22 protein-coding genes and 1 pseudogene are annotated in these 20,214 nt (G+C 68.6%); 10 read left to right on the top strand and 13 right to left on the bottom strand.

Annotation, left to right across the window (positions count from 1 at the left end):
- Positions 1-385 (bottom strand): aldehyde dehydrogenase family protein (locus DM816_RS13095; protein ID WP_117210494.1); only part of this gene is annotated, 385 nt, incomplete at its 3' end.
- A 303-nt stretch (positions 386-688) separates the two neighbouring features.
- Positions 689-1,042, bottom strand: coding sequence for a DUF3499 domain-containing protein (locus DM816_RS13090; RefSeq protein WP_117210489.1), 354 nt, complete (start codon positions 1,040-1,042; stop codon positions 689-691).
- Positions 1,043-1,196: 154 nt separating this feature from the next.
- On the opposite strand from DM816_RS13090, the gene DM816_RS13085 reads away from it, so the two are divergent.
- Complete coding sequence (locus DM816_RS13085) at positions 1,197-1,580, top strand: metallopeptidase family protein (RefSeq protein WP_246001924.1); 384 nt, start codon at positions 1,197-1,199, stop codon at positions 1,578-1,580.
- 5 nt (positions 1,581-1,585) lie between these two features.
- Here the strand turns inward: DM816_RS13085 and DM816_RS13080 are convergent, their stop codons facing one another.
- Positions 1,586-1,843, bottom strand: a complete 258-nt coding sequence (locus tag DM816_RS13080; protein WP_020520129.1) for a WhiB family transcriptional regulator — start codon at positions 1,841-1,843, stop codon at positions 1,586-1,588.
- A gap of 449 nt (positions 1,844-2,292) precedes the next feature.
- Entirely contained in the window at positions 2,293-4,743 is a 2,451-nt protein-coding gene (locus DM816_RS13075; protein ID WP_117210487.1) for a bifunctional FO biosynthesis protein CofGH, read from the bottom strand.
- A 23-nt stretch (positions 4,744-4,766) separates the two neighbouring features.
- On the opposite strand from DM816_RS13075, the gene cofD reads away from it, so the two are divergent.
- Positions 4,767-5,684, top strand: a complete 918-nt coding sequence (gene cofD, locus DM816_RS13070) for a 2-phospho-L-lactate transferase (protein WP_211588673.1) — start codon at positions 4,767-4,769, stop codon at positions 5,682-5,684.
- Positions 5,684-6,421 (top strand): annotated as a pseudogene (locus tag DM816_RS13065) (coenzyme F420-0:L-glutamate ligase); the annotation flags it as partial. The gene cofD and the pseudogene DM816_RS13065, both read left to right, overlap by 1 nt.
- Here the strand turns inward: DM816_RS13065 and DM816_RS13060 are convergent.
- Positions 6,408-7,382, bottom strand: a complete 975-nt coding sequence (locus DM816_RS13060; RefSeq protein WP_117210484.1) for a hypothetical protein — start codon at positions 7,380-7,382, stop codon at positions 6,408-6,410. The pseudogene DM816_RS13065 and the gene DM816_RS13060 overlap by 14 nt on opposite strands.
- Positions 7,383-7,436: 54 nt before the next feature.
- Between DM816_RS13060 and DM816_RS13055 the strand changes: the two genes are divergently transcribed.
- Both DM816_RS13055 and DM816_RS13050 read left to right on the top strand, forming a co-directional pair.
- Positions 7,437-7,778 (top strand): Uma2 family endonuclease, encoded by a 342-nt coding sequence (locus tag DM816_RS13055; protein WP_117210483.1) that lies wholly within the window; start codon positions 7,437-7,439, stop codon positions 7,776-7,778.
- A 110-nt stretch (positions 7,779-7,888) separates the two neighbouring features.
- Positions 7,889-8,200, top strand: a complete 312-nt coding sequence (locus DM816_RS13050) for a SemiSWEET family sugar transporter (protein WP_117210482.1) — start codon at positions 7,889-7,891, stop codon at positions 8,198-8,200.
- Here the strand turns inward: DM816_RS13050 and DM816_RS13045 are convergent.
- Both DM816_RS13045 and DM816_RS13040 read right to left on the bottom strand, forming a co-directional pair.
- The gene (locus DM816_RS13045; protein ID WP_117210481.1) at positions 8,151-9,233 is read right to left on the bottom strand and encodes a mannose-1-phosphate guanylyltransferase; all 1,083 of its coding nucleotides are present in this window, start codon (positions 9,231-9,233) and stop codon (positions 8,151-8,153) included. The genes DM816_RS13050 and DM816_RS13045 overlap by 50 nt on opposite strands.
- 42 nt (positions 9,234-9,275) lie before the next feature.
- Complete coding sequence (locus tag DM816_RS13040; protein WP_117210493.1) at positions 9,276-10,433, bottom strand: glycosyltransferase family 4 protein; 1,158 nt, start codon at positions 10,431-10,433, stop codon at positions 9,276-9,278.
- 129 nt (positions 10,434-10,562) lie between these two features.
- On the opposite strand from DM816_RS13040, the gene DM816_RS13035 reads away from it, so the two are divergent.
- On the top strand, positions 10,563-11,285 hold the full coding sequence (locus tag DM816_RS13035) for a TIGR03089 family protein (RefSeq protein WP_117210480.1): 723 nt from the start codon (positions 10,563-10,565) through the stop codon (positions 11,283-11,285).
- Here DM816_RS13035 and DM816_RS13030 read toward each other — a convergent pair.
- Genes DM816_RS13030 through DM816_RS13015 form a run of 4 tightly spaced genes read right to left on the bottom strand, consistent with a single transcriptional unit; the run spans position 11,251 to position 16,570 of the window.
- Positions 11,251-12,459 (bottom strand): hypothetical protein, encoded by a 1,209-nt coding sequence (locus tag DM816_RS13030; protein WP_162907396.1) that lies wholly within the window; start codon positions 12,457-12,459, stop codon positions 11,251-11,253. The two genes, DM816_RS13035 and DM816_RS13030, sit on opposite strands and share 35 nt — an antisense overlap.
- Positions 12,460-12,505: 46 nt before the next feature.
- A complete protein-coding gene (locus DM816_RS13025) occupies positions 12,506-13,291 on the bottom strand; it encodes an AfsR/SARP family transcriptional regulator (protein WP_117210478.1) in 786 nt (261 codons plus the stop codon).
- A 57-nt stretch (positions 13,292-13,348) separates the two neighbouring features.
- On the bottom strand, positions 13,349-14,533 hold the full coding sequence (locus tag DM816_RS13020; protein WP_117210492.1) for a S8 family peptidase: 1,185 nt from the start codon (positions 14,531-14,533) through the stop codon (positions 13,349-13,351).
- 30 nt (positions 14,534-14,563) lie between these two features.
- Positions 14,564-16,570 (bottom strand): acetoacetate--CoA ligase, encoded by a 2,007-nt coding sequence (locus DM816_RS13015; RefSeq protein WP_117210477.1) that lies wholly within the window; start codon positions 16,568-16,570, stop codon positions 14,564-14,566.
- Between the two features lie 334 nt (positions 16,571-16,904).
- On the opposite strand from DM816_RS13015, the gene DM816_RS13010 reads away from it, so the two are divergent.
- Together DM816_RS13010 and DM816_RS13005 are read left to right on the top strand one after the other, a co-directional pair.
- Positions 16,905-17,123 carry an Arc family DNA-binding protein gene (locus DM816_RS13010; protein WP_162907394.1) on the top strand — a complete coding sequence of 73 codons (219 nt, stop codon included), beginning with the start codon at positions 16,905-16,907 and terminating at the stop codon, positions 17,121-17,123.
- The gene (locus DM816_RS13005; RefSeq protein WP_117210475.1) at positions 17,120-17,512 is read left to right on the top strand and encodes a type II toxin-antitoxin system death-on-curing family toxin; all 393 of its coding nucleotides are present in this window, start codon (positions 17,120-17,122) and stop codon (positions 17,510-17,512) included. Before DM816_RS13010 ends, DM816_RS13005 begins: the two co-directional genes overlap by 4 nt.
- A gap of 2 nt (positions 17,513-17,514) precedes the next feature.
- On the opposite strand, the gene DM816_RS13000 is transcribed toward DM816_RS13005, so the two are convergent.
- The gene (locus tag DM816_RS13000; protein ID WP_117210474.1) at positions 17,515-18,027 is read right to left on the bottom strand and encodes an acyl-CoA thioesterase; all 513 of its coding nucleotides are present in this window, start codon (positions 18,025-18,027) and stop codon (positions 17,515-17,517) included.
- Between the two features lie 58 nt (positions 18,028-18,085).
- Between DM816_RS13000 and DM816_RS12995 the strand changes: the two genes are divergently transcribed.
- Positions 18,086-18,631, top strand: a complete 546-nt coding sequence (locus tag DM816_RS12995) for a hypothetical protein (protein ID WP_117210473.1) — start codon at positions 18,086-18,088, stop codon at positions 18,629-18,631.
- A gap of 4 nt (positions 18,632-18,635) precedes the next feature.
- Positions 18,636-19,361, top strand: coding sequence for a hypothetical protein (locus tag DM816_RS12990; protein ID WP_117210472.1), 726 nt, complete (start codon positions 18,636-18,638; stop codon positions 19,359-19,361).
- On the opposite strand, the gene DM816_RS12985 is transcribed toward DM816_RS12990, so the two are convergent.
- Entirely contained in the window at positions 19,358-20,194 is an 837-nt protein-coding gene (locus tag DM816_RS12985) for a helix-turn-helix domain-containing protein (protein WP_117210471.1), read from the bottom strand. The genes DM816_RS12990 and DM816_RS12985 overlap by 4 nt on opposite strands.
- Between the last annotated feature and the right edge of the window lie 20 nt (positions 20,195-20,214).

The following is a 20,214-nucleotide window of genomic DNA, read 5'->3' as shown; positions in this document are numbered from 1 at the left end:
CGATCGGATCGGTGTCGAGGCGCATCAGGTCGCCCGAGAACCGCCGGGCCTCCTCGGCCGCCCATCGAAACGTCGACACGGCCCGCCCGACCTCGGCCTTGGCCCACATCGCGGGCTTGCCGTTCTCGGCGGTGATCAGCGCGGCCACCTCGTCGGCCCGCGCCTCGATGGTCCGGCTCACGTGATCGAGCGCGGCGGCCCGGATCGACGCGGGCAGCAACGCGGCCTCCTGCGCCACTCCGGCCGCCGCGGCGATCGCCTCCTCGACCTGCGCTTCGGTCGCGAAGCTCGTTCGCCCGACCTCCCGGCCATCCACCGGGCTGCGCACCGTCACCACGTCATCGCCGGTCGCCGGCTCCCCGGCCACCCAGAAGCTTGTCGTCACACCCCAACCCTAGAACGGCCGCAGGACGCGGGCGAGGTCATCCTCCTGCCCATCGCGCTCGACGATCCCGCTCAGCAGCTCGCGCAAGACCGCCCACACGGTCCACGCCGGCGACGCCCTGCTCGTGCCGCCCCGGCAAGCTGTTCAGCATCGCCAACCCGCACCCCGAACCCGCTCAACCGCCCACGCAGTCGCCTCTGGTCCAACCTGGACCACCGCTTTCGCGTCATCATGAAGTTACGTCCACCACACGCCGTCGAACATGGACATAAGTTCATGATCGATGCGAAAAAGGACGGCGGGTTATTGGGGTGGGGGGACGGCGCGGAGGTGGCCGCGACGGGTTGGCGGCGGGGGCGGTGTCGCGGGGTCGGCTGCTCGGGAGGGGCGTGCCGCCTCGCGGACCGCGTCGGCGAGGGCGACGAGGTCGTCGGTGGTCGGTGGGGGCGGCTCGAACTCGCCGTCATAGCGCACCAGCTCCCACCCGCGCGGTGCGGTCAGGCTGCGGGCGTGAGATTCGCACAGGTCATAGGTGTGCGGCTCGGGGTTGACCGCGAGCGGCCCGACCACGGCGGTCGACTCTGCATAGACATAGGTCAACGTGGCGACTGCCTGTCTCGGGCAGCCGTTGCGCGAGCAACGCCGTGGAGACCTCACGGCGTGTGACGTTATCGGACCCCACCGACATTCCCGCCCCGTGGCGTGGACGACACGCCGAGGCAAGATCACGCGCTAGATTGGCCAAGTGACAAGTCGAGCCAGCCGCCGACCCGCCGCGTGGCGCCGCCGCCGTGATCGGCACGGCCGGGGCATGCGCGGCCGGCTCGTGCCCGCCAGCGTGCCCTTGGCGCGGACGAAGGCAGAGATCTTCGATGACCTGGTGCTCGACACGGTCGAGTCGCTGGAGGCACGTTATGCCGCCGAGCTGGCCGGGGTCGAGTTCGCGGTGGAGGATGTGCCACCGGAGCTCAACGTCTACGACTCCGATGTGCTCGAAGACGGGCGGGTGCCGCTGGCTCGCCTGCTTCCCGGGCGTCCTGGGCGGCACGGCGTGCCGCCCAGGATCGTGGTCTATCGCCGGCCGCTGGAGTTCCGCGCGCAGGATCGCGACGACCTGGGCACGCTCATCCGCGACGTCATCGTCGAACAGGTGGCGAACCTGCTCGGTCTCTCCCCCGACGATTTGGCTCCCTGAGTCGCTCAGATCGCGCGGCGCTTGAGTTTGCGGCGCTCGCGTTCGGACAGTCCACCCCAGATGCCGAACCGCTCGTCGTGCGCCAGCGCATATTCCAGACACTCCGATTTGACCTCGCACCGCGAGCAGATCCGCTTGGCCTCGCGAGTGGAGCCGCCTTTCTCGGGAAAGAACGCTTCAGGGTCCGTCTGCGAACACAGGGCACGCTCCTGCCATTCCGGCGCGTTGCCCAGCAGATCCGCCACGACGGGTTGACCGTCCATCTCCGCTGCCTCCTTCATGCCGCCGGGCTTACCCGGCGCAACCCCCCAACGAACATGGCGCCTTCCCTTTCTTTTCCCGGCAACACGGTGTTCACCTGGAGTCCCGCCGCTTCGGCGGATCCCCTTGCGAGACCTCCACGTCGCCTGGAAGGCGTATGACCGTCCACATTGGCGGCGATGTGGCTCCAATCATCGCTCCCCCGACCCGAGAGAATTACACGCGTGTCATCCGTGCATAGTCAAGCCGAGTTTGCTATTAGGGCCGTCACTCCAACCGTCTGTTCACGTCCCTATCGATCCAGACCCGCCTGCGGTAACGGGGTTCCCTGGCGTGTCGCCGAAGAAATTTCTTCGGCGTGTCGCACTTGACGACACGCAGGTCGCCTCGGCCAAAAAGGAGGATTCGAGGATGTCTCGATGGTGTGGTGTGACAAATTTGCGGCAGCGCTTTACGGCAGAACGCTGTAGGCGGTCGTTCGCTGGCGCGCCGGGCGTCCGGCGGCGGCCGCGATGCCGTGCAACTGGGCCACCGTGCGTGCCGAGCCGTGGGATGAACCGGCCATTCTCGAAATCGTTTCCTCCATGAGGGTACCCCCCAGGTCGTTGCACCCTCCTCGAAGCATCGCGACGGTCCCCTCGTCACCGAGCTTCACCCACGAGCACTGGATGTTGGGGATGCGCCCGTGCAGCAGCAGCCGCGCCATCGCGTGCACGGCACGATTTTCCTGCCACGTGGGCCCGGGCCGCGCGACACCCGCCAGATAGATCGGCGAGTTGGTGTGCACAAACGGGAGCGCGACGAACTCGGTGAACCCGCCCGTGCGGTCCTGCACCTCGGCCAGCACCCGGAAATGGCCGAGCCAGTGCCGCGGGTTGTCCACATGCCCGTACATCATGGTCGAGCTCGACCGGATGCCCAGCGAATGCGCCGTCTCCACGACCTCGATCCATGCGGACGTTGGCAGCTTTCCCTTCGTCAGGATCCAGCGCACCTCGTCGTCCAGGATCTCGGCGGCCGTGCCCGGGATCGTGTCGAGGCCCGCCTCCTTCAGCTCCGTCAGCCAGTCGCGAATGGAGGCTCCCGCCTTGGCGGAGGCGGTCACGATCTCCATGGGCGAATACGCGTGCACGTGCAAGCCCGGCACCCGCTCCTTGATCGCGCGCACCATCTCCGCGTATATGGAGATGGGCAGCTTGGGGTCGATCCCGCCCTGGATGCAGACCTCGGTGGCGCCGTCCTCCCACGCCTCGAACGCGCGCTGCGCGACCTGCGCCACGTCCAGCCGATAGGCGTCGGCGTCGCGTTCCCGCTGTGCGAACGCGCAAAACCGGCACCCGACGTAGCAGACGTTCGAAAAGTTGATGTTGCGATTGACCACATAGGTCACGTCGTCGCCGACCGTGTCGGCGCGCACGTCGTCGGCGATCCGGCACAGCTCGTCCAGCGCCTCCCCGGTCGCCTGGAACAACGCCAACGCCGCGGCTTCGGACGAGGGGTGCAGCAACGCCGCCGGATCGGACCGCGCGATGCGCAATCCGAGACCCACGTCGCCGCCCGCGCCGAGAAAAGACGGCACGCTCAACGAGGCCCAATCCCCATACACCGTGTCGAAGTCGCCCCGCCGATCCGAACTGCGCCCTGTGGTGTCGATGTCCTCGTTGAGTGAGACGCGCCCGGTGGACACGACCGCATCGGGCTCCTGCCACGGTCGCCCGGCCACCGGCGCCGACTCGACAGCGAGACCATCAGGCGCCGCCAAAGCCGACACGTGCGGCATGAGCCGCGGGTCGATCCACCGCTCGGCAGCGACCACATAGGACGGATACACCGTGAGGCGCTCTCTCAAGGAGAAGCCGGCATCGGCCGTCGCGCGCGCCAAATCGTCCAAGAACGGCCACGGCCGCTCGGGATTCACGTGGTCGGGCGTCAACGGCGACACCCCGCCCCAGTCGTCGATCCCCGCCCGTACCAGCAACTCGAACGACCCGTCGATGAGGTTCGGCGGCGCCTGCACCCGCATCCCGGGCCCGAGCAGCAGCCGCGTGACAGCGGTCGTCGCCGCCAGATCCTCGACCGTCGCGTCAGGCACGGACCGCATGGCCGTGTCCGCCTTCGCGCGGAAGTTCTGGACGATCACCTCTTGAATGTGCCCGTACTGCCGGTGCACCCGCCGGATCGCGAAAATCGACTCGACCCGCTCGGCGTGCGTTTCACCGATACCAATCAAAATTCCCGTGGTGAAGGGCACTCCCACCCGGCCTGCATCCTCCAGCACGCGCAACCGCACGGCCGGTTCCTTGTCCGGCGATCCGTAGTGCGGCCCGTCCTTGGACTCCCACAACCTGGTCGCGGTCGTTTCGAGCATCATGCCCATGCTCGGCGCAACGGGCCGCAGCCGCTGCAGGTCGGCCCAGCTCATGACGCCCGGGTTGAGGTGCGGCAGCAGCCCCGTCTCCTCCAGCACCGCGATCGCGACCGACCGCAGATAGTCCAGTGTGGACGCATAGCCGCGCTCTTCGAGCCACTGTGCCGCCGCGGGCCACCGGTCCTCGGGCCGGTCGCCGAGCGTGAACAGGGCCTCCTTGCACCCGAGCGCCGCGCCCTGGCGCGCGATCTCAAGCACCTCGTCGCGATCCAGGTAGGCGGCGGGCAGCCGGTGCGGCACGGTCGCGAACGTGCAGTAGTGGCATCGGTCCCGGCACAGCCGGCTCAGCGGGATGAAGACCTTTTTCGAGTACGTGATGACCCTCGCGGGATTGGCGATGTCGCGCACCGACGAGGCCAGCGCGAGCAGCTCGTCCAGCTCCGGCCCACGCGCACCCAGCAAAGCCGTGGCCTCGCCGAGATCGAGCGCCTTCCCCGCGGCGGCCCGCGCGAGGGCGCGAGAGATCTCACTCATCCGCCCAGCCTACGATGGGACTCATGCGGATTGTTGTGCTGGCGGGCGGCATCGGAGGTGCTCGCTTCCTCCTGGGTGTGCGCGCCTACGCCGAGCGCCACGGCGCCGACGTGACGGCGATCGTCAACGTCGGCGACGACGTGTGGATGCACGGCCTGCGCATCTGCCCCGACCTGGACTCGGTGATGTATACGCTGGGCGCAGGCATCGACCCCGATCGTGGTTGGGGCCGGGCCGACGAGTCGTGGAAGGTCAAGGAGGAGCTCGCGAGTTACCAGGCCGAGCCGACGTGGTTTGGGCTTGGCGACCGCGACATCGCGACCCATCTGGTCCGCACCAACCTGCTCAACGCCGGTTATCCGCTGTCGGCCGTCACGGCCGCGCTGTGCGAGCGCTGGCAGCCCGGCATAACGCTGCTTCCCGCGACCGACGACCGGCTTGAGACCCACGTGGTACTGGCTGAAGAGGCAATTCATTTTCAAGAATGGTGGGTACGCCACCGGGCCGAGCTGCCCGCGAGCAACTTCGTCTTTGTCGGGGCGGAGTCGGCCAAGCCGGCCGCGGGCGTGCTCGAAGCGCTGGCCGAGGCGGACGTGATTTTGCTCGCACCCAGCAATCCGGTCGTGTCGATCGCGCCCATCCTCGCGGTCCCCGGCATCCGTGAGGCCCTCACCGCGCCCGTCGCCGGCGTCTCGCCCATCATCGGCGGCGCGCCGGTGCGCGGCATGGCCGACAAGTGCCTGTCCGCGGTGGGCGTGGAATGCTCGGCCCAGGGTGTCGGCCGCATGTATGGCGGTGAGCTCTTGAAGTCGTGGCTTGTCGACCCCGTGGACCGGGCCACCGAGGTCGAAGGGGTCGGCGTCATCCCCACCCCGCTCTACATGACCTCACCCGAGGCCACCGCCGAGATGGTGCGCGTCGCCGTGGAAAGCCTGCCCTGATGGACGGCTTCAGCGTGCTTCCCGTGCGCGGCATCCCGGAGGTGCGTCCGGGCGACGACATCGTCGGCCTGATCGCCGAAGCGGCCCCGTGGCTCGCCGACAACGACATCCTTGTGGTCACCAGCAAGATCGTGTCCAAGGCGGAGGGACAGCTGGCCGACGTGCCCACCGCCGGGCCCGAGCGCGAGGCCGCCCGCGAGGAGGTGCTGCGCTCCGAGACCGCGCGGATCGTGGCCACGCGCGGGCAGACGCGCATCGTGCAGACGCATCACGGGTTTGTCATGGCGTCCGCCGGGATCGACAACTCCAATGTGGACCGTTCGCAGCTGGTGTTGCTGCCCAAGGACCCCGACGGCTCGGCACGTTCGCTGCGGGCCGCGTTCCGCGAGCGCCACGGCCTCGATGTCGCGGTCATCATCAGCGACACGGCGGGCCGGCCCTGGCGCAACGGGCTGGTCGACATGGCCCTGGGCTGCGCCGGGATCGCGCCGCTGCGCGACCACCGCGGCGAGATCGACCCGCACGGCAACGAGCTGCAGATCACCCAGATGGCCGTGGCCGACGAGATCGCCGCCGCCGCCGAGCTGGTGAAGGGCAAGGTCGATCGCGTGCCGGTCGCGGTTGTGCGCGGGCTCATCACGCGCACCACCGACGCCGCCGGCATCGTCCCCACCTTGGTCCGCGATGCCGCCAGTGACCTTTTTTCGCTGGGCACCGCCGAGGCTATCGAGCTGGGACGCGATACAGCGCGATCCGGTGATCCTCGTCCGTGACGTAGAGCGGCTGTCCGTCCAGTTCGGACACTCCCTCGACGTGGTGCAGCGGCGCCAAATCGGCGACGAGCTGCGCCACACCGCCCAGCGCGTAACGGTAATGCGCACACGTCGCGTCGCGCGCCTCCGGATGCTCGTCGAGCAGCACCGAACCCTTGTCCAGCGCGTCGATCGAGCCCACGACGATGTCGAAGCTCCCATCGTCACGGGCCGAAACCGCCCGGATCCCCAGCGGTCCGCCGCCGATCGGGAGCACATGAACACCCTTGACCACGGGCGCGCCGCCCCACGGCCACTCCACCTCGACCAAAATCGGTTCGCCCACCTTTGAGACCGGCCACCGCAGTCCAATCAGGAGCGTCCCGGCGCGCGTGAACGCCGCCCCCTCCACGTTGATCGGATGATCGTCCTCGAACAGGTAATCCACCCAGGCACGGCCCTTCTCCAGCCCGCGCCGCATCGTCGCCGCGATGAAGCTCTCCCGCACACCCGGCGCGGGTGTGCCCGTCACCTCGGCCACGGCGTCGTTCACCGCGCGGTGCAGGGCAAACTGATTGCGCACGATCTCCAGCCGGGGCGCGAGCGACTCCCGGAACCGCGCGACGAACGCCCGCTTCGGCCGCAGCGGACCCTTCTTCTTGCCAAAATGCGAGCCGAGCACATAGACCCATCCGTCGTGCCACGCCAGCGCCTCGGCGTCCTCCGTGCGCCCGGCCTGCCCGCCCGCGTCGGCCCGCACGTGCCGCGCCGACCACGCCCCGTCGTGCCCCAGCACGAGCAGCGCCAGGCACTCCTCGACCGGACCCTCGTCGAGCACGGTCCAGTACGCCGCCCGCGCGCCAAGCTCTCGCAGCAGCTCAGGATCGTGGACCCGCAGCAGATCGCTCGCCTCGTTCCCGGCCGCGCTCAGCTCGACTAAGTGCATCACACAACAGTACGGCGTATCCTCAACCCCAAGATCTGACACCAGGAGGAGCGCATGACACTCGAGGCGCACATCAGCCTGCCAGCGCGGCCGCTCACCCTGGACGACGTCGCCGAAATGGCGGCGGCCGCGCCAACTCACCGCTATGAATTGGACAGGGGAGCGCTCATTGTCATGCCGCCCGCGGATACCGAGCATGCAAAGATCGTGGCGAGGCTGACCCACTGGATGCTTCGAGAAGGTCACCTCGATGTCGATGCCGTGCTTGCGAACATCGGCGTGGAAGTGTCGCGGGAAGATGGCGGCATCGGTCGTTGTCCGGATCTGCCCGGCTACCATGGCCGTGGCCGCGTTTGCGCTCCCGATCGCCACGAGCCGGACCCTGTGGCTCGTTGACCTCCGGTCAACTTCGCCGTAGGCCGCGGGGACAACCCCGCGCGTCCCGCTTTTAGCCGGTCGACGCGGCTCACCAGCCCGAGCGCCTCACATCACGAGGTGACCTGCCAATGGTGACCGTCTTGGCCATTCTCGCCGCCGTGTGGGGCGTCTTCATGGCTCTCGCGCCCGTGCTGCAGATCCGCCGCATGCTGCGCACCCGATCATCCGAGGATCTCTCGCTGGGCTATTTCGGCATCCTGCTGCCCGGCTTCGGGCTGTGGCTCGGCTACGGCGTGGCGCGAGCCGATTGGGCGCTGATCGTGCCCAATATCGTGGCCATCACCGTCACCGTGCTGACCATCGCGGTCGCCCTCGTGCTGCGGCGGCGGGTCAGAGGCGAGAGTCGCCCCGGGCCTTCAGCTCATCGACAAGCTTCTTGACGTCCTGTGCCCGGGAGCGGTCGCACACGAGCAGCGCATCCGGCGTGTCCACGATGACGATGTCGCGCACGCCCAGCGCCGCCACCAGCCGCCCGGACTGTCCGATCACGATGGTGTTGGTTACGTCTTCGAGCAGGACGTCGGCCGCGCCATCACCGGTGAGCACGTTGCCGGCCGCATCGGTGGGCAGCACGTCGCCCAGCGTGTGGAAGTCGCCGACGTCGGTCCAGCCGAAGTCGCCCGGCACGGTGGCGACCAGGCCCGCCTCGGCCGCGCCCTCCATGACCGCGTAATCCACCGAGATCTTCGTCAGCGTGGGCCAGATCTCGCCCAGCACGCGCTCCTGCTCATCGGTGCCCCATGCGGCCGCGATGGCCTGCAGACCGTCGTGAAGGGAGGGTTGCTGCCGCTTGAGCTCGGACAGGAACACGTCGACGCGCCAGACGAACATGCTGGCATTCCACAGGTACCGCCCGGAATTCAAATATTCGGTCGCCACCTCAAGGCTGGGCTTTTCCTTGAAGCGCGCCACGCGCCGCACCGGCCCGTCGATGGTGTCGCCGCATTCGAGATAACCGTAGCCCGTCTCCGCGTGGGTGGGCGTGATGCCGACGGTCATCAGCAGGCCCCGCTCGGCCCCGGCCACGGCCTGCTTGAGCACCTCGGTGAGCCGGGCCTGGTCGCGCACCAGGTGGTCGGCCGCGAATGAGCCCATGACGGCCCGCGGGTCGCGCCGCGCGATGATGGCGGCGGCCAGACCGATCGCCGCGCACGAGTCGCGCGGCGAAGGCTCGATGATGATGTTGGCCTCGGGCAGCTCGGGAAGCTGGCGCGCCACGGCCGCCGCGTGCGCGACCCCGGTCACGACGAGGGTGTCTGCTGGCGGCGACACGTCTGACAGGCGCGCGACGGTCGCCTGCAGCAGCGTCTGCGCCGTGCCCGTCAGGGGGTGCAGAAACTTCGGATTCCCGGCGCGGGACAGCGGCCAGAGGCGCGTCCCGCTGCCCCCGGCGGGGATGACGGCGTGAAGCATCAGCCCATAATGCCCTATCGGTATGTCTTGTTCGTCCTCGTGTCAGTGTTTGCCTGCCACCAGCGGTTTTGCCGCGCGTGCCCACGATGCCACGTGCGCTTCCGCGCTGGAGGCCCAGCTGAACTCCTTGGCCCGGGCGAGTCCGGCGGCGCCCAGCTCCGCGCGCCGCTTCGGGTCGTCGAGCAGTGCGGCCATGTCGGCGGCGATCCGGTCGTGTTCGGGCCCGGTGTAGGCGACCGCGTCACCGCCCACCTCGGGCAGGGACAGGCGCGGGGTGGTCAGCACCGGCGCGCCGCACGCCATCGCCTCAAGGATCGGCAGGCCGAATCCCTCTCCGTGCGACGGGTAGGCGCACAGCACCGCGCCGCCCAGGAACCCGGGCAGGTCCGCGTAGCGCAGATATCCCGGGCGCAGCAGCCGCAGGTGCGCGGGCACCTCGGCCGCGACCCGATCGATCTCCTCGTCGTGCCCCTGGCCTCCGGCGATCACCAGTGCCGGCGGGTCGGGGCGGTCACTCACGGCCGCGATCCACCCGCGGATCAGGTTGGGCACGTTCTTGCGGGGCTCCTTCGCCCCCAAGAACGCTACATATGTAGAGTTGAGCCCGAGCCGGGCCCGCACCCGCGCCTTCTCCTCGTCGGTGGGCACGTGGAAGGCGTTGTGGTCCACGCCGTGATAGGCGACGTCGATCCGCGTCGGGTCGGCGTCGAGAAGCCTGATCAGCTCGTCCCGTGTCGCCTTCGACGGCACGATGACCCGCTCGGCGCGACGCATCGATGTCTTGATCGCCGACCGGAAGAACGTGCCTCGGGACTTGTCGTAGTGCTCTGGCTCGGTGAAGAACGTGGCGTCGTGCACGGTGACCGTCACTGGGCACCCGGCACGAAGCGGACACGTGTAGAAAGGCGAGTGCAGGACACCGGCGCCCACCTGTGCAGCGAGGAGGGGCAGACCGGTCTGCTCCCATGCCAGGCGCGCCGGGCGATGCGCTGCAGCCGCTGGAGCGCTGATCACCTGAGCCTCGGGAAGCATGCGCGAGTATCGCTCGTGGTCGGTCCGCTGGCAGACCACTGCCAGATCGATGTCGGAATGCGCCGCGAGAGCCCCGAGTAATCCGTCGAGGTAGCGTCCGACGCCACCACGGTCGGCGGGCACGCTCGTGGCGTCCACAAGCACCCGGGGAGGACGTGCGATTGTCACGGTGGACACTCCTTGTGGGGGTGTGGCTGACACAACAATGTGTGCCGTTTCACAGCAGTCACCTTTAGCCTAACCCCGAGTCGCCCATCTCCGATGTCCGCCTATCGTTCGTGTCAGTAGCATGACGGCGTGGTCACGGTGGCATCACTCTTCGCGGATAATGTGGCGTCGGACCCGGCACGCCCCTGCTTGACGTGGTATGGGCCCGACGAGCGGACCGAGCTTTCCGGTGCGACCCTTGCCAATTGGGTCGCCAAGACCGCCAACCTGCTCGTGGACGAGCTCGGGCTCGGGCCGAGCGACGTCGCGGCGGTCAAGCTTCCCCCGCACTGGCAAACTTCCTCGATCATGCTGGCCTGTTGGACCGCCGGTCTGTCCATCTCCCACTCCGACTCGGTCACCGCGGATGTCACCTTCGGTCTACCCGGGACTGAATGCGACTATGCCGTTGGTTTACACCCATTTGCTGTGCCGGTACCGGATCCGAGCCCGGCGAGCGACTGGGTCCTCGCGGCCCGCGCCCACGGCGATCACTACGGCGGCCCGCCCGCGCGCGAAGACGCACTCGCGCTGTCCGGCCTGCCGACCATGGTGACGCACGGCGATCTGGCCCGGCGTGCGCTCGCCCGTGCCAAGGAGCTCGGCATCGAGCGCGGCGAAGGGGGGCGGGCCCGAAGGGCTGGGGGGCGGGAAGAAATTCGCGTGCTGATCGACATCGACGCGCACCCGCGGCCGCTGGACTACCTGGTCGCGCCGATCGCGGCCGGAGCGTCGCTCGTGCTGTGCCAGGGGGTCGAGTCGGTGGAGAAAATCGCGGCTACTGAGCGCGCAACAATCGTCGGCCGTCCGTGAGCTCTTCCTTGACCTGAAAACTGCCGCGCATGTCGGGCGTGTCGACGATCAGTTTGCCGTCGGTGAGCTCCACGCCCGGCTGGCCGGGCTCGATGGGCACGAGGAAGTCGCCGCCGTCCATGCCGACGGTCACGCCGCGGATCTCGAACCCGCCCGTGGAGAGATCGAACGCGGCCGACGTCTCGGTGAGGATCTCATCCGGTACCCCCTCGACTTGAAAGAAGCCGGTGGGCTGGAAGCTGCCGGCCAGGGACGCACCCGGAACCACCAGGAGCGGCCTTTTCTCTTGATACGCCTTGAGATACGGGTCGAGGATGCCGGCCAGGGCGGCGTTTTCGGCGTCGGTCTGGGCCTGTATGCGCTGGGCAAGGCCGGCCGGGACCGGCTGCGCGGCCGGCGTCACGCCGTCCAGCACGACGGCGGCCGGGGTCCGGACCTCGCGGCTGAGATCCTGCTTCGCGGGCCGGCCGGTCTGGTCGGCCAGCAGCAGCGCGGCCGCGCCGATCGCATAGGACTCGTATTGTTTGTTCTTGTCCTGCATGGGTTTCAGGGCGGGGGTGGTGTCTGCGGCGAGGGCCGCAGCGCGCCGCCCGAAGTATTCTGCCGAGCCCTCGGCGATGTCCGTGGCGCGCAGCTCCTGCTCCTCCTCCGGATAACGCTGCGCCCACTGGGTGTGCCAGTGGGCGGCGGCCGGCAAGTGCCCGGCTATCAGCTCGTTGGCCAGCTGCATGCGCAGCACGCGCGGCTCGGCCCGCAACGGGTAACGCTCGGCGCGGCTGCCCGCGCCCTGAAGCTGCCGCAGCGACGCCCAATCATCTTGCACGTATTGATGAAAGGCCTCGTGCGACGCGGTTTCAAACAGCTCGCGCGCGGTCTGTCCCGGATATGGGGTCAGCACGACGGCGTCGCGCCCCTGCCACGTCGTGAACGCGAACCCGCCCGGCTGCGGCGCGGTGATGTCCTGCATCGGCGTTTCCGTGGCGCCCTCGCGATCGATGGCCAGGGCACGGGAGCCGTCGGTGAGCACGATGGCATGGTTGGCGAAATCCACACCCGGCCAGATCTCGCCCGTGCGGGTCCAGACCTTGGCCACGTCTTTCTGCAGCTGCTGGGCAAGCACGGCGAGCAGGTCCTGCTGCGCGGCCGGCATGAGCAGCGCAAACGATAGTGCCATCCGGAACAGCACGGGTTCAGTATCGCTGGGCGCGGGGCGGAACGGGTCAACTTCCGCTAAGGATCGCCAGCTCCAGGTTGCGCAGCCGTGGGCCCGGTTCGAGGCCCAGCTCGGAGACCATCGTCGAGCGGGCGCGCTGGTAGGCGTGCAGCGCGTCGCCCGGGCGCCCCGCCTCGTACAGGCTCAGCATCAGCAGCTCCCACAGGCGTTCGCGCAGCGGATAGCAGGTCACCAGCGACTGCAGCTCGGCAACGACGCGGGCGTGCCGGCCGAGCATGAGCTCGGCCGCGAGCAGTTCCTCGGTCACGGCCATGCGTACCTCGTGCAGCCGCGTCACCTCGGCCTGCGCCCAGCGCCCGGCCATGCAGTCGGCGAGCGCGTCGCCGCGCCACAGGCTCAGTGCCGTGCGCAGGTTTTCGACCGAGGCCGCCACCGCTCCCCGCGACACGGCCAGCCGCCCGCGGTCGACCAGATGCTCGAACCAGTGCACGTCGAGGGATTCGGCCGGAGCGCACAGGGCGTACCCCGGAGAGCGGGTGGTTATCAGGCTGTCGATCTCCCACCTGCCTGCCTTTCGGGCCCGCTCCCCGTGGCAACCGCCGTCGGCCAGCAGCTTGCGGAGGTGGGCGATGTGAGCGCGCAGCGTCTTGCTCGCGTTGGCGGGCGGGTCGCCGTCCCACACGCCGTCGATCAGCGCGGTCTGCGAGACCACGTCGGGCGCCCGCAGGGCCAGCAGGCCAAACAGCGTGCGCATCCGGATCCCGCCGAGCCGGACCGCACCCGACTCCCCCGCGATCTGCACCGGCCCGAGCAGCCGGATCTCCACAGACATAGTCACAGATCGATGATAGTGGCGACCGGCCGGAGCCGATCGCCACTGTCGGTACCTTTACATGGGCACCATTCCCATGAACAGCAACAGGTTCGGCGAGCCGGCGCCCGGGTTGACGACGACACCCGGAGTCGCGTTGGCCACCAGCGCCGCGGCAACAACGTCCGCGTTGTCGGCCGGGAAGCGATGCCGCCACAGCGCGGCCGTGCCCGCGGCGTGCGGGGCAGCCATCGACGTGCCGCTGATCGTGTTGTAGGCGTTGTCGGCCGTGGACCACGCCGAGTAGATGTTCACACCGGGCGCGAACAGGTCAACGCACGGGCCGAAGTTGGAAAACGCCGCGCGGTTGTCGCTGATGTCGGTCGCGCCGACGGTCGTGGCCCGCGGGGTGCGGGCCGGGGTGAAGCCGCAGGCGTCCAGGTTGCTGTTGCCCGCGGCGATCGAGTAGTGCACGTTGGCCGCGATCGACGTGGTCACCGCGAGTTCGAGAGCCGCGTTGGCGCCGACCGCGCCGAGGCTCATGTTGGCCACGCTGCGCACGCTCGGCGAGAGCAGCGCGTCGGCGGTCACCCAGTCCACGCCCGCGATGACACCCGCGAACGTGCCGCCGCCACCGCAGTTGAGCACGCGCACGGCGACCAGCCGCACGCCCTTGGCCACGCCCACCGAACGGCCGCCGACCGTACCGGCCACGTGCGTGCCGTGCCCGTTGCAGTCGTTGCCGTTCTGGCCGTCGCCGACCGTGTCGATGCCGAGCACCGCGCGGCCACCGAACTCCTGGTGGGTGAACCGGATACCGGTGTCAATGATGTAGGCCTTCACCGAGTTGGCGACGCTCGGGAAGTGGTACTTGTTGTCCAGCGGGAGGGAGCGCTCGTCGATGCGGTCCAGGCCCCACGAGGGTACGGGCGACTGTACGTTGACGTTGATGCTGACCGTCTGGTCCTGCACCACGAAGTCGACCCGCTTGTCGCCCGCGATCCGCTTGGCCTGCTGCTCGGTCGCCTTGACGGCGAATCCCTTGAGCGCGGTGGTGTAGGTGTACTGGGTGGCCGCGCCGAACGTCGAGACGTCCATTGTGGATATCCCGGGCTTCATCACGACGATGTAGCTTCCTGGCACGGCGTTCGGGGCGCCCGCGTTGAGGATCTCTCCGAGTTCGGGCTTGGGGGCAGAGTTGGCCGGCGTCCCCGCGAAGAACACGAGACCGAGACACGCGGCGACGGCTATGCGTTTCATCATGCGGCCCAGCACACCGGGCCGAGGTTGGAGTTATGTTGCGATCCGGTTGTGTGCGAGGTCCTCGAAGGCTTTCAGCGATTCCGGGTTGGCCAGTGCGCCCTTGGCGGCGGCGGTTTCGACGGGAGTTCCGGTGAGGATCCGCTTGACCGGCACCTCCAGCTTCTTGCCGCTCAGCGTGCGCGGCACGGCCCCGACCTGGTAGATCGCGTCCGGGATGTGTCGTGGAGAGAGGGCGGTGCGCAGTTCGGCCGCGATGCTCCGCTTCAGGGGGTCGTCCAGCTCGCCTGCGCGCAAGACCACGAACAGGATCAGCTCGTTGGTGTCCTCCAGATGCACGACCAGCGAGTCGGCGATCTCGGGCAGGCCCTCGACCACCGAGTAGAACTCGGCCGTGCCGAGCCGGACCCCGCCCCGGTTCAAGGTCGCGTCCGAGCGCCCGGTGATCACGCACGAGCCCCGCTCGGTGATCGTGATCCAGTCGCCGTGCCGCCACACACCCGGGTATGTCTCGAAGTACGCCTCCCGGTAGCGAGACCCGTCGGAGTCGCCCCAGAATCCGATCGGCATGCTCGGCATCGGCGCGGTGATCACCAGCTCGCCGAGCTCGCCGATGACCGGTTTGCCCGCGGAGTCGTAGGCCTCAACGCGCGCGCCCAGACAGCGGGCCGCGATCTCGCCCTCGTAGACCGGGTTGAGCGGAGACGCGCCCACAAAGCCGGTGCACACGTCGGTGCCTCCGCTCAGCGATTGCAGCTGCAGGCTTGCGCTCACGTTCTCGTACACCCAGCGGAACCCCTCCGGCGGCAGCGGCGCACCGGTCGACCCGAGCCCGCGCAGCCGCGACAGGTCGGCGATCTCGCGCGGCACGAGCCCTTCCTTGCGGCACGCGAGCAGGAACGGCGCCGACGTCCCGAAGTACGTCATGCCCGCCTCCTCGGCCAGCCGCCACAGCGCGCCGAGGTCCGGATGGCCCGGGTTACCGTCGAACATGACGATCGACGCGCCGACGGCCGGGCCGGACACGAGGAAGTTCCACATCATCCAGCCCGTGGTCGAGAACCAGAAGAAGCAGTCGCCCGGGCCCAGATCGTGATGCAGCGCAAGCATTTTCAGGTGTTCGAGCAGGATGCCGCCGTGGCCGTGCACAATGGGCTTGGGCAGCCCGGTGGTGCCGGAGGAGTAGAGCACGTAGAGCGGATGGTCGAACGGCACGGCCGCGAACGCCAGCGGTTCGTCGGTCGCCTCGCTCAGCGGGCCCAGCCCGACCTGGCCGTCCAAATAGGACAGCGTGAGGGTGTGCTCGACCGACGGCAGCGCGGCGCGAATCGCCTCCACCTCCGCACGCCGATCCACCACCTTCTCGCCATAACGGTATCCATCGATACTCACCAAGACCGTCGGCGAGATCTGCGTCCACCGATCCGTCACGCTCCGCGTCCCAAACTCGGGCGCGCAGGAAGAGAAAATCGCCCCGAGGCTGGCCGCCGCCAGGAAGAGGACGAACGTCTCCGGAATATTCGGGAGGTACGCAGCGACCCGATCGCCCTGCCCGACGCCCAACCTGACCAGGCCCGCCCGCGCTCTCCTCACCTGCTCGACCAGCTCCGCCTTGGTGAGCGTGACCGGCGCCCGCGTCTGCGAATAGCCCAGCACGATCGGCTCGTCGTCGCCCACACCGGGCATGCGCAGCACATGCTCGGCATAGTTCAGCGTGGCCCCCGGAAACCACTTGATCCCCAACGGGTGTGCGGGAGCCGATTCGCGGTCCCGCACACCCGCGCCGAACCACGGCTTCGCCTGAACGGAGTCAAAACCGTCCGCGCCAGGCATGGACTCGTCCGCCAACACGGTGCTGTACGGGCTGTGCGCGATAACCCCGAAGTACTCCCAGATCGACTTCCAGAAGCCGGCCAGATCGGTGGTGCTCCACTCCCACAGCTCGGCATAGCTCGCGTCTTCCCGCCCAAGCCAGCGCATGTAGTCCCCGATGCGCGAGGTCTGCCGCACATCCGACGCCGGTGTCCACAGCACAGTCACGCCGCCATCCTGCCTCACGCCCTTCCCGTCCCGCCATGTGGGCGCAGTGGGGCACGAATGTTCGCGACGCCGGCCTCGATGTCGTCCGTGTGCTCGATGCCGAGACAAGGCCGTCAGAACGACAACATCGACCTCCCGAGACGGGCGCAACTCTTCCGCGGCATATCGACCATTGCCGTGATGCAGGAGCGATTCACGAACGCAGGGAAGCAGGAAAGGAATTTGAGTCGGGTTATCGGATGTTGTGGTTACGGCAGCAGGTCTTGATATTGCCGCCCGTGACGCAGAGTGAAGCGCCCATACGGTCATCGTACCAATCTGGTACTATTTTGGTATGACTACGGAGATGGTGACGACCTCCCTCAAGCTGCCCGCCGACATTTACCAGGCGATCAAGGAGGAGGCCGCTGCCGACCATCGGTCGATCAACGCGGCCATTGTCGTCGCCCTCAGCGAACATGTGCGCAGCCGCCAACGTGCGCGGCGGGTCGCCCAGGTCGGTGCGGAGATCGTCGAGCGTCATGGTGAGCTGCTGCGGCGGCTCGCCCAATGACCTCGGACGACATCGACTACCTCTCCGTTGATGATCTCGTCATCTTGGCTGAGACGATTCTCGGCCGACGACCAGTGGTGCGCGATCCCGGTTTGCTTGCGGCTGCGGCGGCCCGCCCAGGTGCAGTCCTGTTTGGACAGACGGCCTACCCGACGTTGTTTGGCAAGGCGGCAGCGTTGCTGTTTTCCATCTGCCAGAATCATGCGCTGCTCGATGGCAACAAACGGCTGGCATGGGCCGCGGCGGTAACGTTTCTCGCACTCAATGGCGTGGCCATCCCGGACATCGACGTCGATGCGGCCGAGGCGTTCATGCTCGCCGTTGCCAAAGGTGAACTGACGGAGGTCGCTCACATCGAGGCACGCCTGATCGACCTCTACGGCGGGTAATTTCAGGATGGCGCAGTCGGCGACTCGCGATGCTGTTCGATGGCGCGGCGCCGGGAGAGGCGGTGCGCGCGGCGGATCTCGGCCTCGCGGAACCGGCGCTCGTCCGAATCCTCGGTCGGGATGACGGCGGGCACCTCCCGCGGCTTGCCGAACGCATCGACGCCCACAAACACAAGATATGCCGTCGCCACGTTGACCGGCTCCCGCCCCGCCTCGTTCCACCGCTCGGCGAACACGGTCACACCCACCTCCAGCGACGTGTTGCCGGTCCAATTGACCTGGGCCTTCGCGTGCACCAGGTCCCCGACCCGTACCGGAACCAACAGGGCAATCTCGTCGATGGCGACCGTCACCGCGTTGAACCCGCAGTGCCGGGCGGCGGCCGCGCCCGCCGCGTCGTCGACGAACTTCATGATGACGCCGCCGTGGACGGTGCCGTACAGGTTGACGTCCTGCGCGGTCATGATGCGGCTCAGCGTGACCCGCGAGTACGCGGTCGGACGGCCCTCGATCATGCAGGCCAGCCTACGTTCCGTTTGTGAGCACCCGGCGAGGCAGGTAGCGTCCGAGGCCATGCGCCATATCTGGAGTCTCATCCTCGGCGTGCTGTTCGCGCCGCTCGCGTGGTTCCTCATCGCCTTCGGGCAGAGCGCCACGAGCCGCGGGCAGTCACTGTCCGACTTCAAGAACGACTTCATCCTCGGCGGCCTGCTGATCGTCGGGGTTGGACTGCTGCTCGGCCTGATCGGCAGCCTGCGCACCTCGCCGCTGGGCGCCCTGATCGCGTCGCTGGTGTTCCTCGGCGCTTCCGGGTTCATGATCTTCGCACCGCGGTACGCGCTCGATGTGTTCGGCGACGCCCGCAAGATCGGCGCGTACGACATCAACCTGGCGACCCCGTTGACCACCGGCGTGCTGGGCGTGGTCGGCGGCATGCTGCTGCTGTCGGCTTTCAGTCCCGCGCGGTGGCGCGCAAAGCCGGCACCGGCCGCTCCCGCTTTTGACTCGACCCCCGCGACCTCGGAAAGTGTGGAGTGGAAGCCGCAGCCGGAGGCGTGGGCCTCGCTTCCGGCCGCCCCAGCCTCCACTGCCGACAGTGGGACCGATAAGTCATCCTGATGTCATGCGTCACCTCGGATCACTCCTGATCGCCCTCGTCTTCGCGCCGTCGGTGTTCCTGCTGACGGGCACGGGGCTGAGCGCGTTCGCATCCGCCCTCGACGACAACAAGGCGGTCGATCCGCTCGGGGCGATCGCCGCGTTCGGTGCGCTGCTCTTGGCGGGAGTGCTCTACGGGATCCTGGTCATGGCCCGGCTCTCCCCCCTCGGGCCGGGCCTTGCGGGGCTCGCCGGGGTCGGGCTGAGCGGCTGGGCCATGTTCGACATCGACGGTTACAAGGCCGCGTTCAGCCCGCTCGACGTGCACATGGGCGACGCGGTCGGCCAGTGGGGGCTGGGCATCCTGCTCGGTGTGCCGCTGATCGGCACGCTCTTCTCGCCGCGCCGCTGGCGCCGCGAAGACCCGCAACCCGTGCCGCCGCCCCCGCCTCCGGCGCCCACCCATCGGCCGGTCTACTACCCGCCCGTGCACGACCGGAGCTGGATGGTGCCCGACCCCGACGTGCCGGCGCCGTCGCTGCGCTATCCGCAGGCGAATGCGGAATCGCCGATCGTGCCCGTCGTCTCCGCGCCGCCCGCCGACGCCGACCCGCTTCCGCAGCGCGTGCCGAGCCCGCCGCCGCCCGAGATGCTCCCGGTGTCAGACGATGACACCCTGCGCATCGGCGTGCTCGACGAACCGCCCACCGCCAAAATCGAGCAGGACCGCAAGGACCGCAAGGACAACTAGCTTTGGTGCGCCAGGATGCGCAACGCGTCGGCGGAGCTTGAGTCGTTCGGGGTGTAGATCTCCAGCCGGTGGTCTGGACTGTCCGGCTGGAGCCAGACCTGATAGGCGACGCTCAGCGCGCCGACCGTGGGGTGTTGCAGGCGCATGGTGCCGACCGTGCAGTCCGCGACGTCCCCGGTCGCCCACAGCGCCGCGAACTCGTCGCTGCGGATCGTGAGTTCCCCGATCAGCTCGGCGAGGCGTGCGTCGGTCGGATACCGGCCCGCAGTGAGCCGGAGGTAGGCGACGTGGATGCGGGCCAGCTCGTCCCAATTGCTGTGCAGGTCGCGGCTGAGCGGGTCGAGGAAGAACATCCGTGGGGTGGATGGCCGGTGCGCCGGGTCCTGTGGCGCGTCGAACGGGATGTGCTCGGCTTTGAGCGCGTGCCCGGCGCGGTTCCACGCGAGCACGTCGCCCCGCCGGCCGAGGACCATCGCGGGCATGGTTTCACCGAGCGATTCCAGTAACGCGAGGACGCGCGGGTGCGGTTTCTCCCGGCGCGGTTCGGAAAGCGCCTGCTTCGCCGGCTGTCGCGCGAGATTGTGCAGGTGAACGGTCTCGATGTGATCGAGCTGCAGGACCCGGGCGAGGGCGTCGAGCACCTGCTTTGAGGCGGTCTCGGCCTGGCCCTGTTCCAGGCGCGTGTAGTACCCCGCACTCACCCCGGCGAGCTGGGCGAGCTCCTCACGCCGCAGGCCGGGGACCCGCCGAGCGGTTCCGTAGGTCCGCAGCCCGATTTCGACCGGGGTGATCCGGTCTCGGCGGCTTTTCAGGAACGCGGCAAGGCTCTCCACGACATCGAGCCTAGGCCGCC

Origin of the sequence: Allorhizocola rhizosphaerae (genome assembly GCF_003426775.1) — a bacterium.
GTDB lineage: Bacteria > Actinomycetota > Actinomycetes > Mycobacteriales > Micromonosporaceae > Allorhizocola > Allorhizocola rhizosphaerae.
This window is presented reverse-complemented; position numbering and strand designations above follow the sequence as displayed.

What these genes read in the sequence shown, in the direction of transcription:
- DM816_RS13085 (WP_246001924.1), top strand. Translation starts at nt 1,197, where the DNA reads ATGCGCGGCCGGCTCGTGCCCGCCAGCGTGCCCTTGGCGCGGACGAAG.
- DM816_RS13080 (WP_020520129.1), bottom strand. Translation starts at nt 1,843, where the DNA reads ATGGACGGTCAACCCGTCGTGGCGGATCTGCTGGGCAACGCGCCGGAA.
- DM816_RS13075 (WP_117210487.1), bottom strand. Translation starts at nt 4,743, where the DNA reads ATGAGTGAGATCTCTCGCGCCCTCGCGCGGGCCGCCGCGGGGAAGGCG.
- cofD (WP_211588673.1), top strand. Translation starts at nt 4,767, where the DNA reads ATGCGGATTGTTGTGCTGGCGGGCGGCATCGGAGGTGCTCGCTTCCTC.
- DM816_RS13060 (WP_117210484.1), bottom strand. Translation starts at nt 7,382, where the DNA reads ATGCACTTAGTCGAGCTGAGCGCGGCCGGGAACGAGGCGAGCGATCTG.
- DM816_RS13055 (WP_117210483.1), top strand. Translation starts at nt 7,437, where the DNA reads ATGACACTCGAGGCGCACATCAGCCTGCCAGCGCGGCCGCTCACCCTG.
- DM816_RS13050 (WP_117210482.1), top strand. Translation starts at nt 7,889, where the DNA reads ATGGTGACCGTCTTGGCCATTCTCGCCGCCGTGTGGGGCGTCTTCATG.
- DM816_RS13045 (WP_117210481.1), bottom strand. Translation starts at nt 9,233, where the DNA reads ATGCTTCACGCCGTCATCCCCGCCGGGGGCAGCGGGACGCGCCTCTGG.
- DM816_RS13030 (WP_162907396.1), bottom strand. Translation starts at nt 12,459, where the DNA reads ATGGCACTATCGTTTGCGCTGCTCATGCCGGCCGCGCAGCAGGACCTG.
- DM816_RS13025 (WP_117210478.1), bottom strand. Translation starts at nt 13,291, where the DNA reads ATGTCTGTGGAGATCCGGCTGCTCGGGCCGGTGCAGATCGCGGGGGAG.
- DM816_RS13020 (WP_117210492.1), bottom strand. Translation starts at nt 14,533, where the DNA reads ATGATGAAACGCATAGCCGTCGCCGCGTGTCTCGGTCTCGTGTTCTTC.
- DM816_RS13010 (WP_162907394.1), top strand. Translation starts at nt 16,905, where the DNA reads ATGACTACGGAGATGGTGACGACCTCCCTCAAGCTGCCCGCCGACATT.
- DM816_RS13005 (WP_117210475.1), top strand. Translation starts at nt 17,120, where the DNA reads ATGACCTCGGACGACATCGACTACCTCTCCGTTGATGATCTCGTCATC.
- DM816_RS13000 (WP_117210474.1), bottom strand. Translation starts at nt 18,027, where the DNA reads ATGATCGAGGGCCGTCCGACCGCGTACTCGCGGGTCACGCTGAGCCGC.
- DM816_RS12995 (WP_117210473.1), top strand. Translation starts at nt 18,086, where the DNA reads ATGCGCCATATCTGGAGTCTCATCCTCGGCGTGCTGTTCGCGCCGCTC.
- DM816_RS12990 (WP_117210472.1), top strand. Translation starts at nt 18,636, where the DNA reads ATGCGTCACCTCGGATCACTCCTGATCGCCCTCGTCTTCGCGCCGTCG.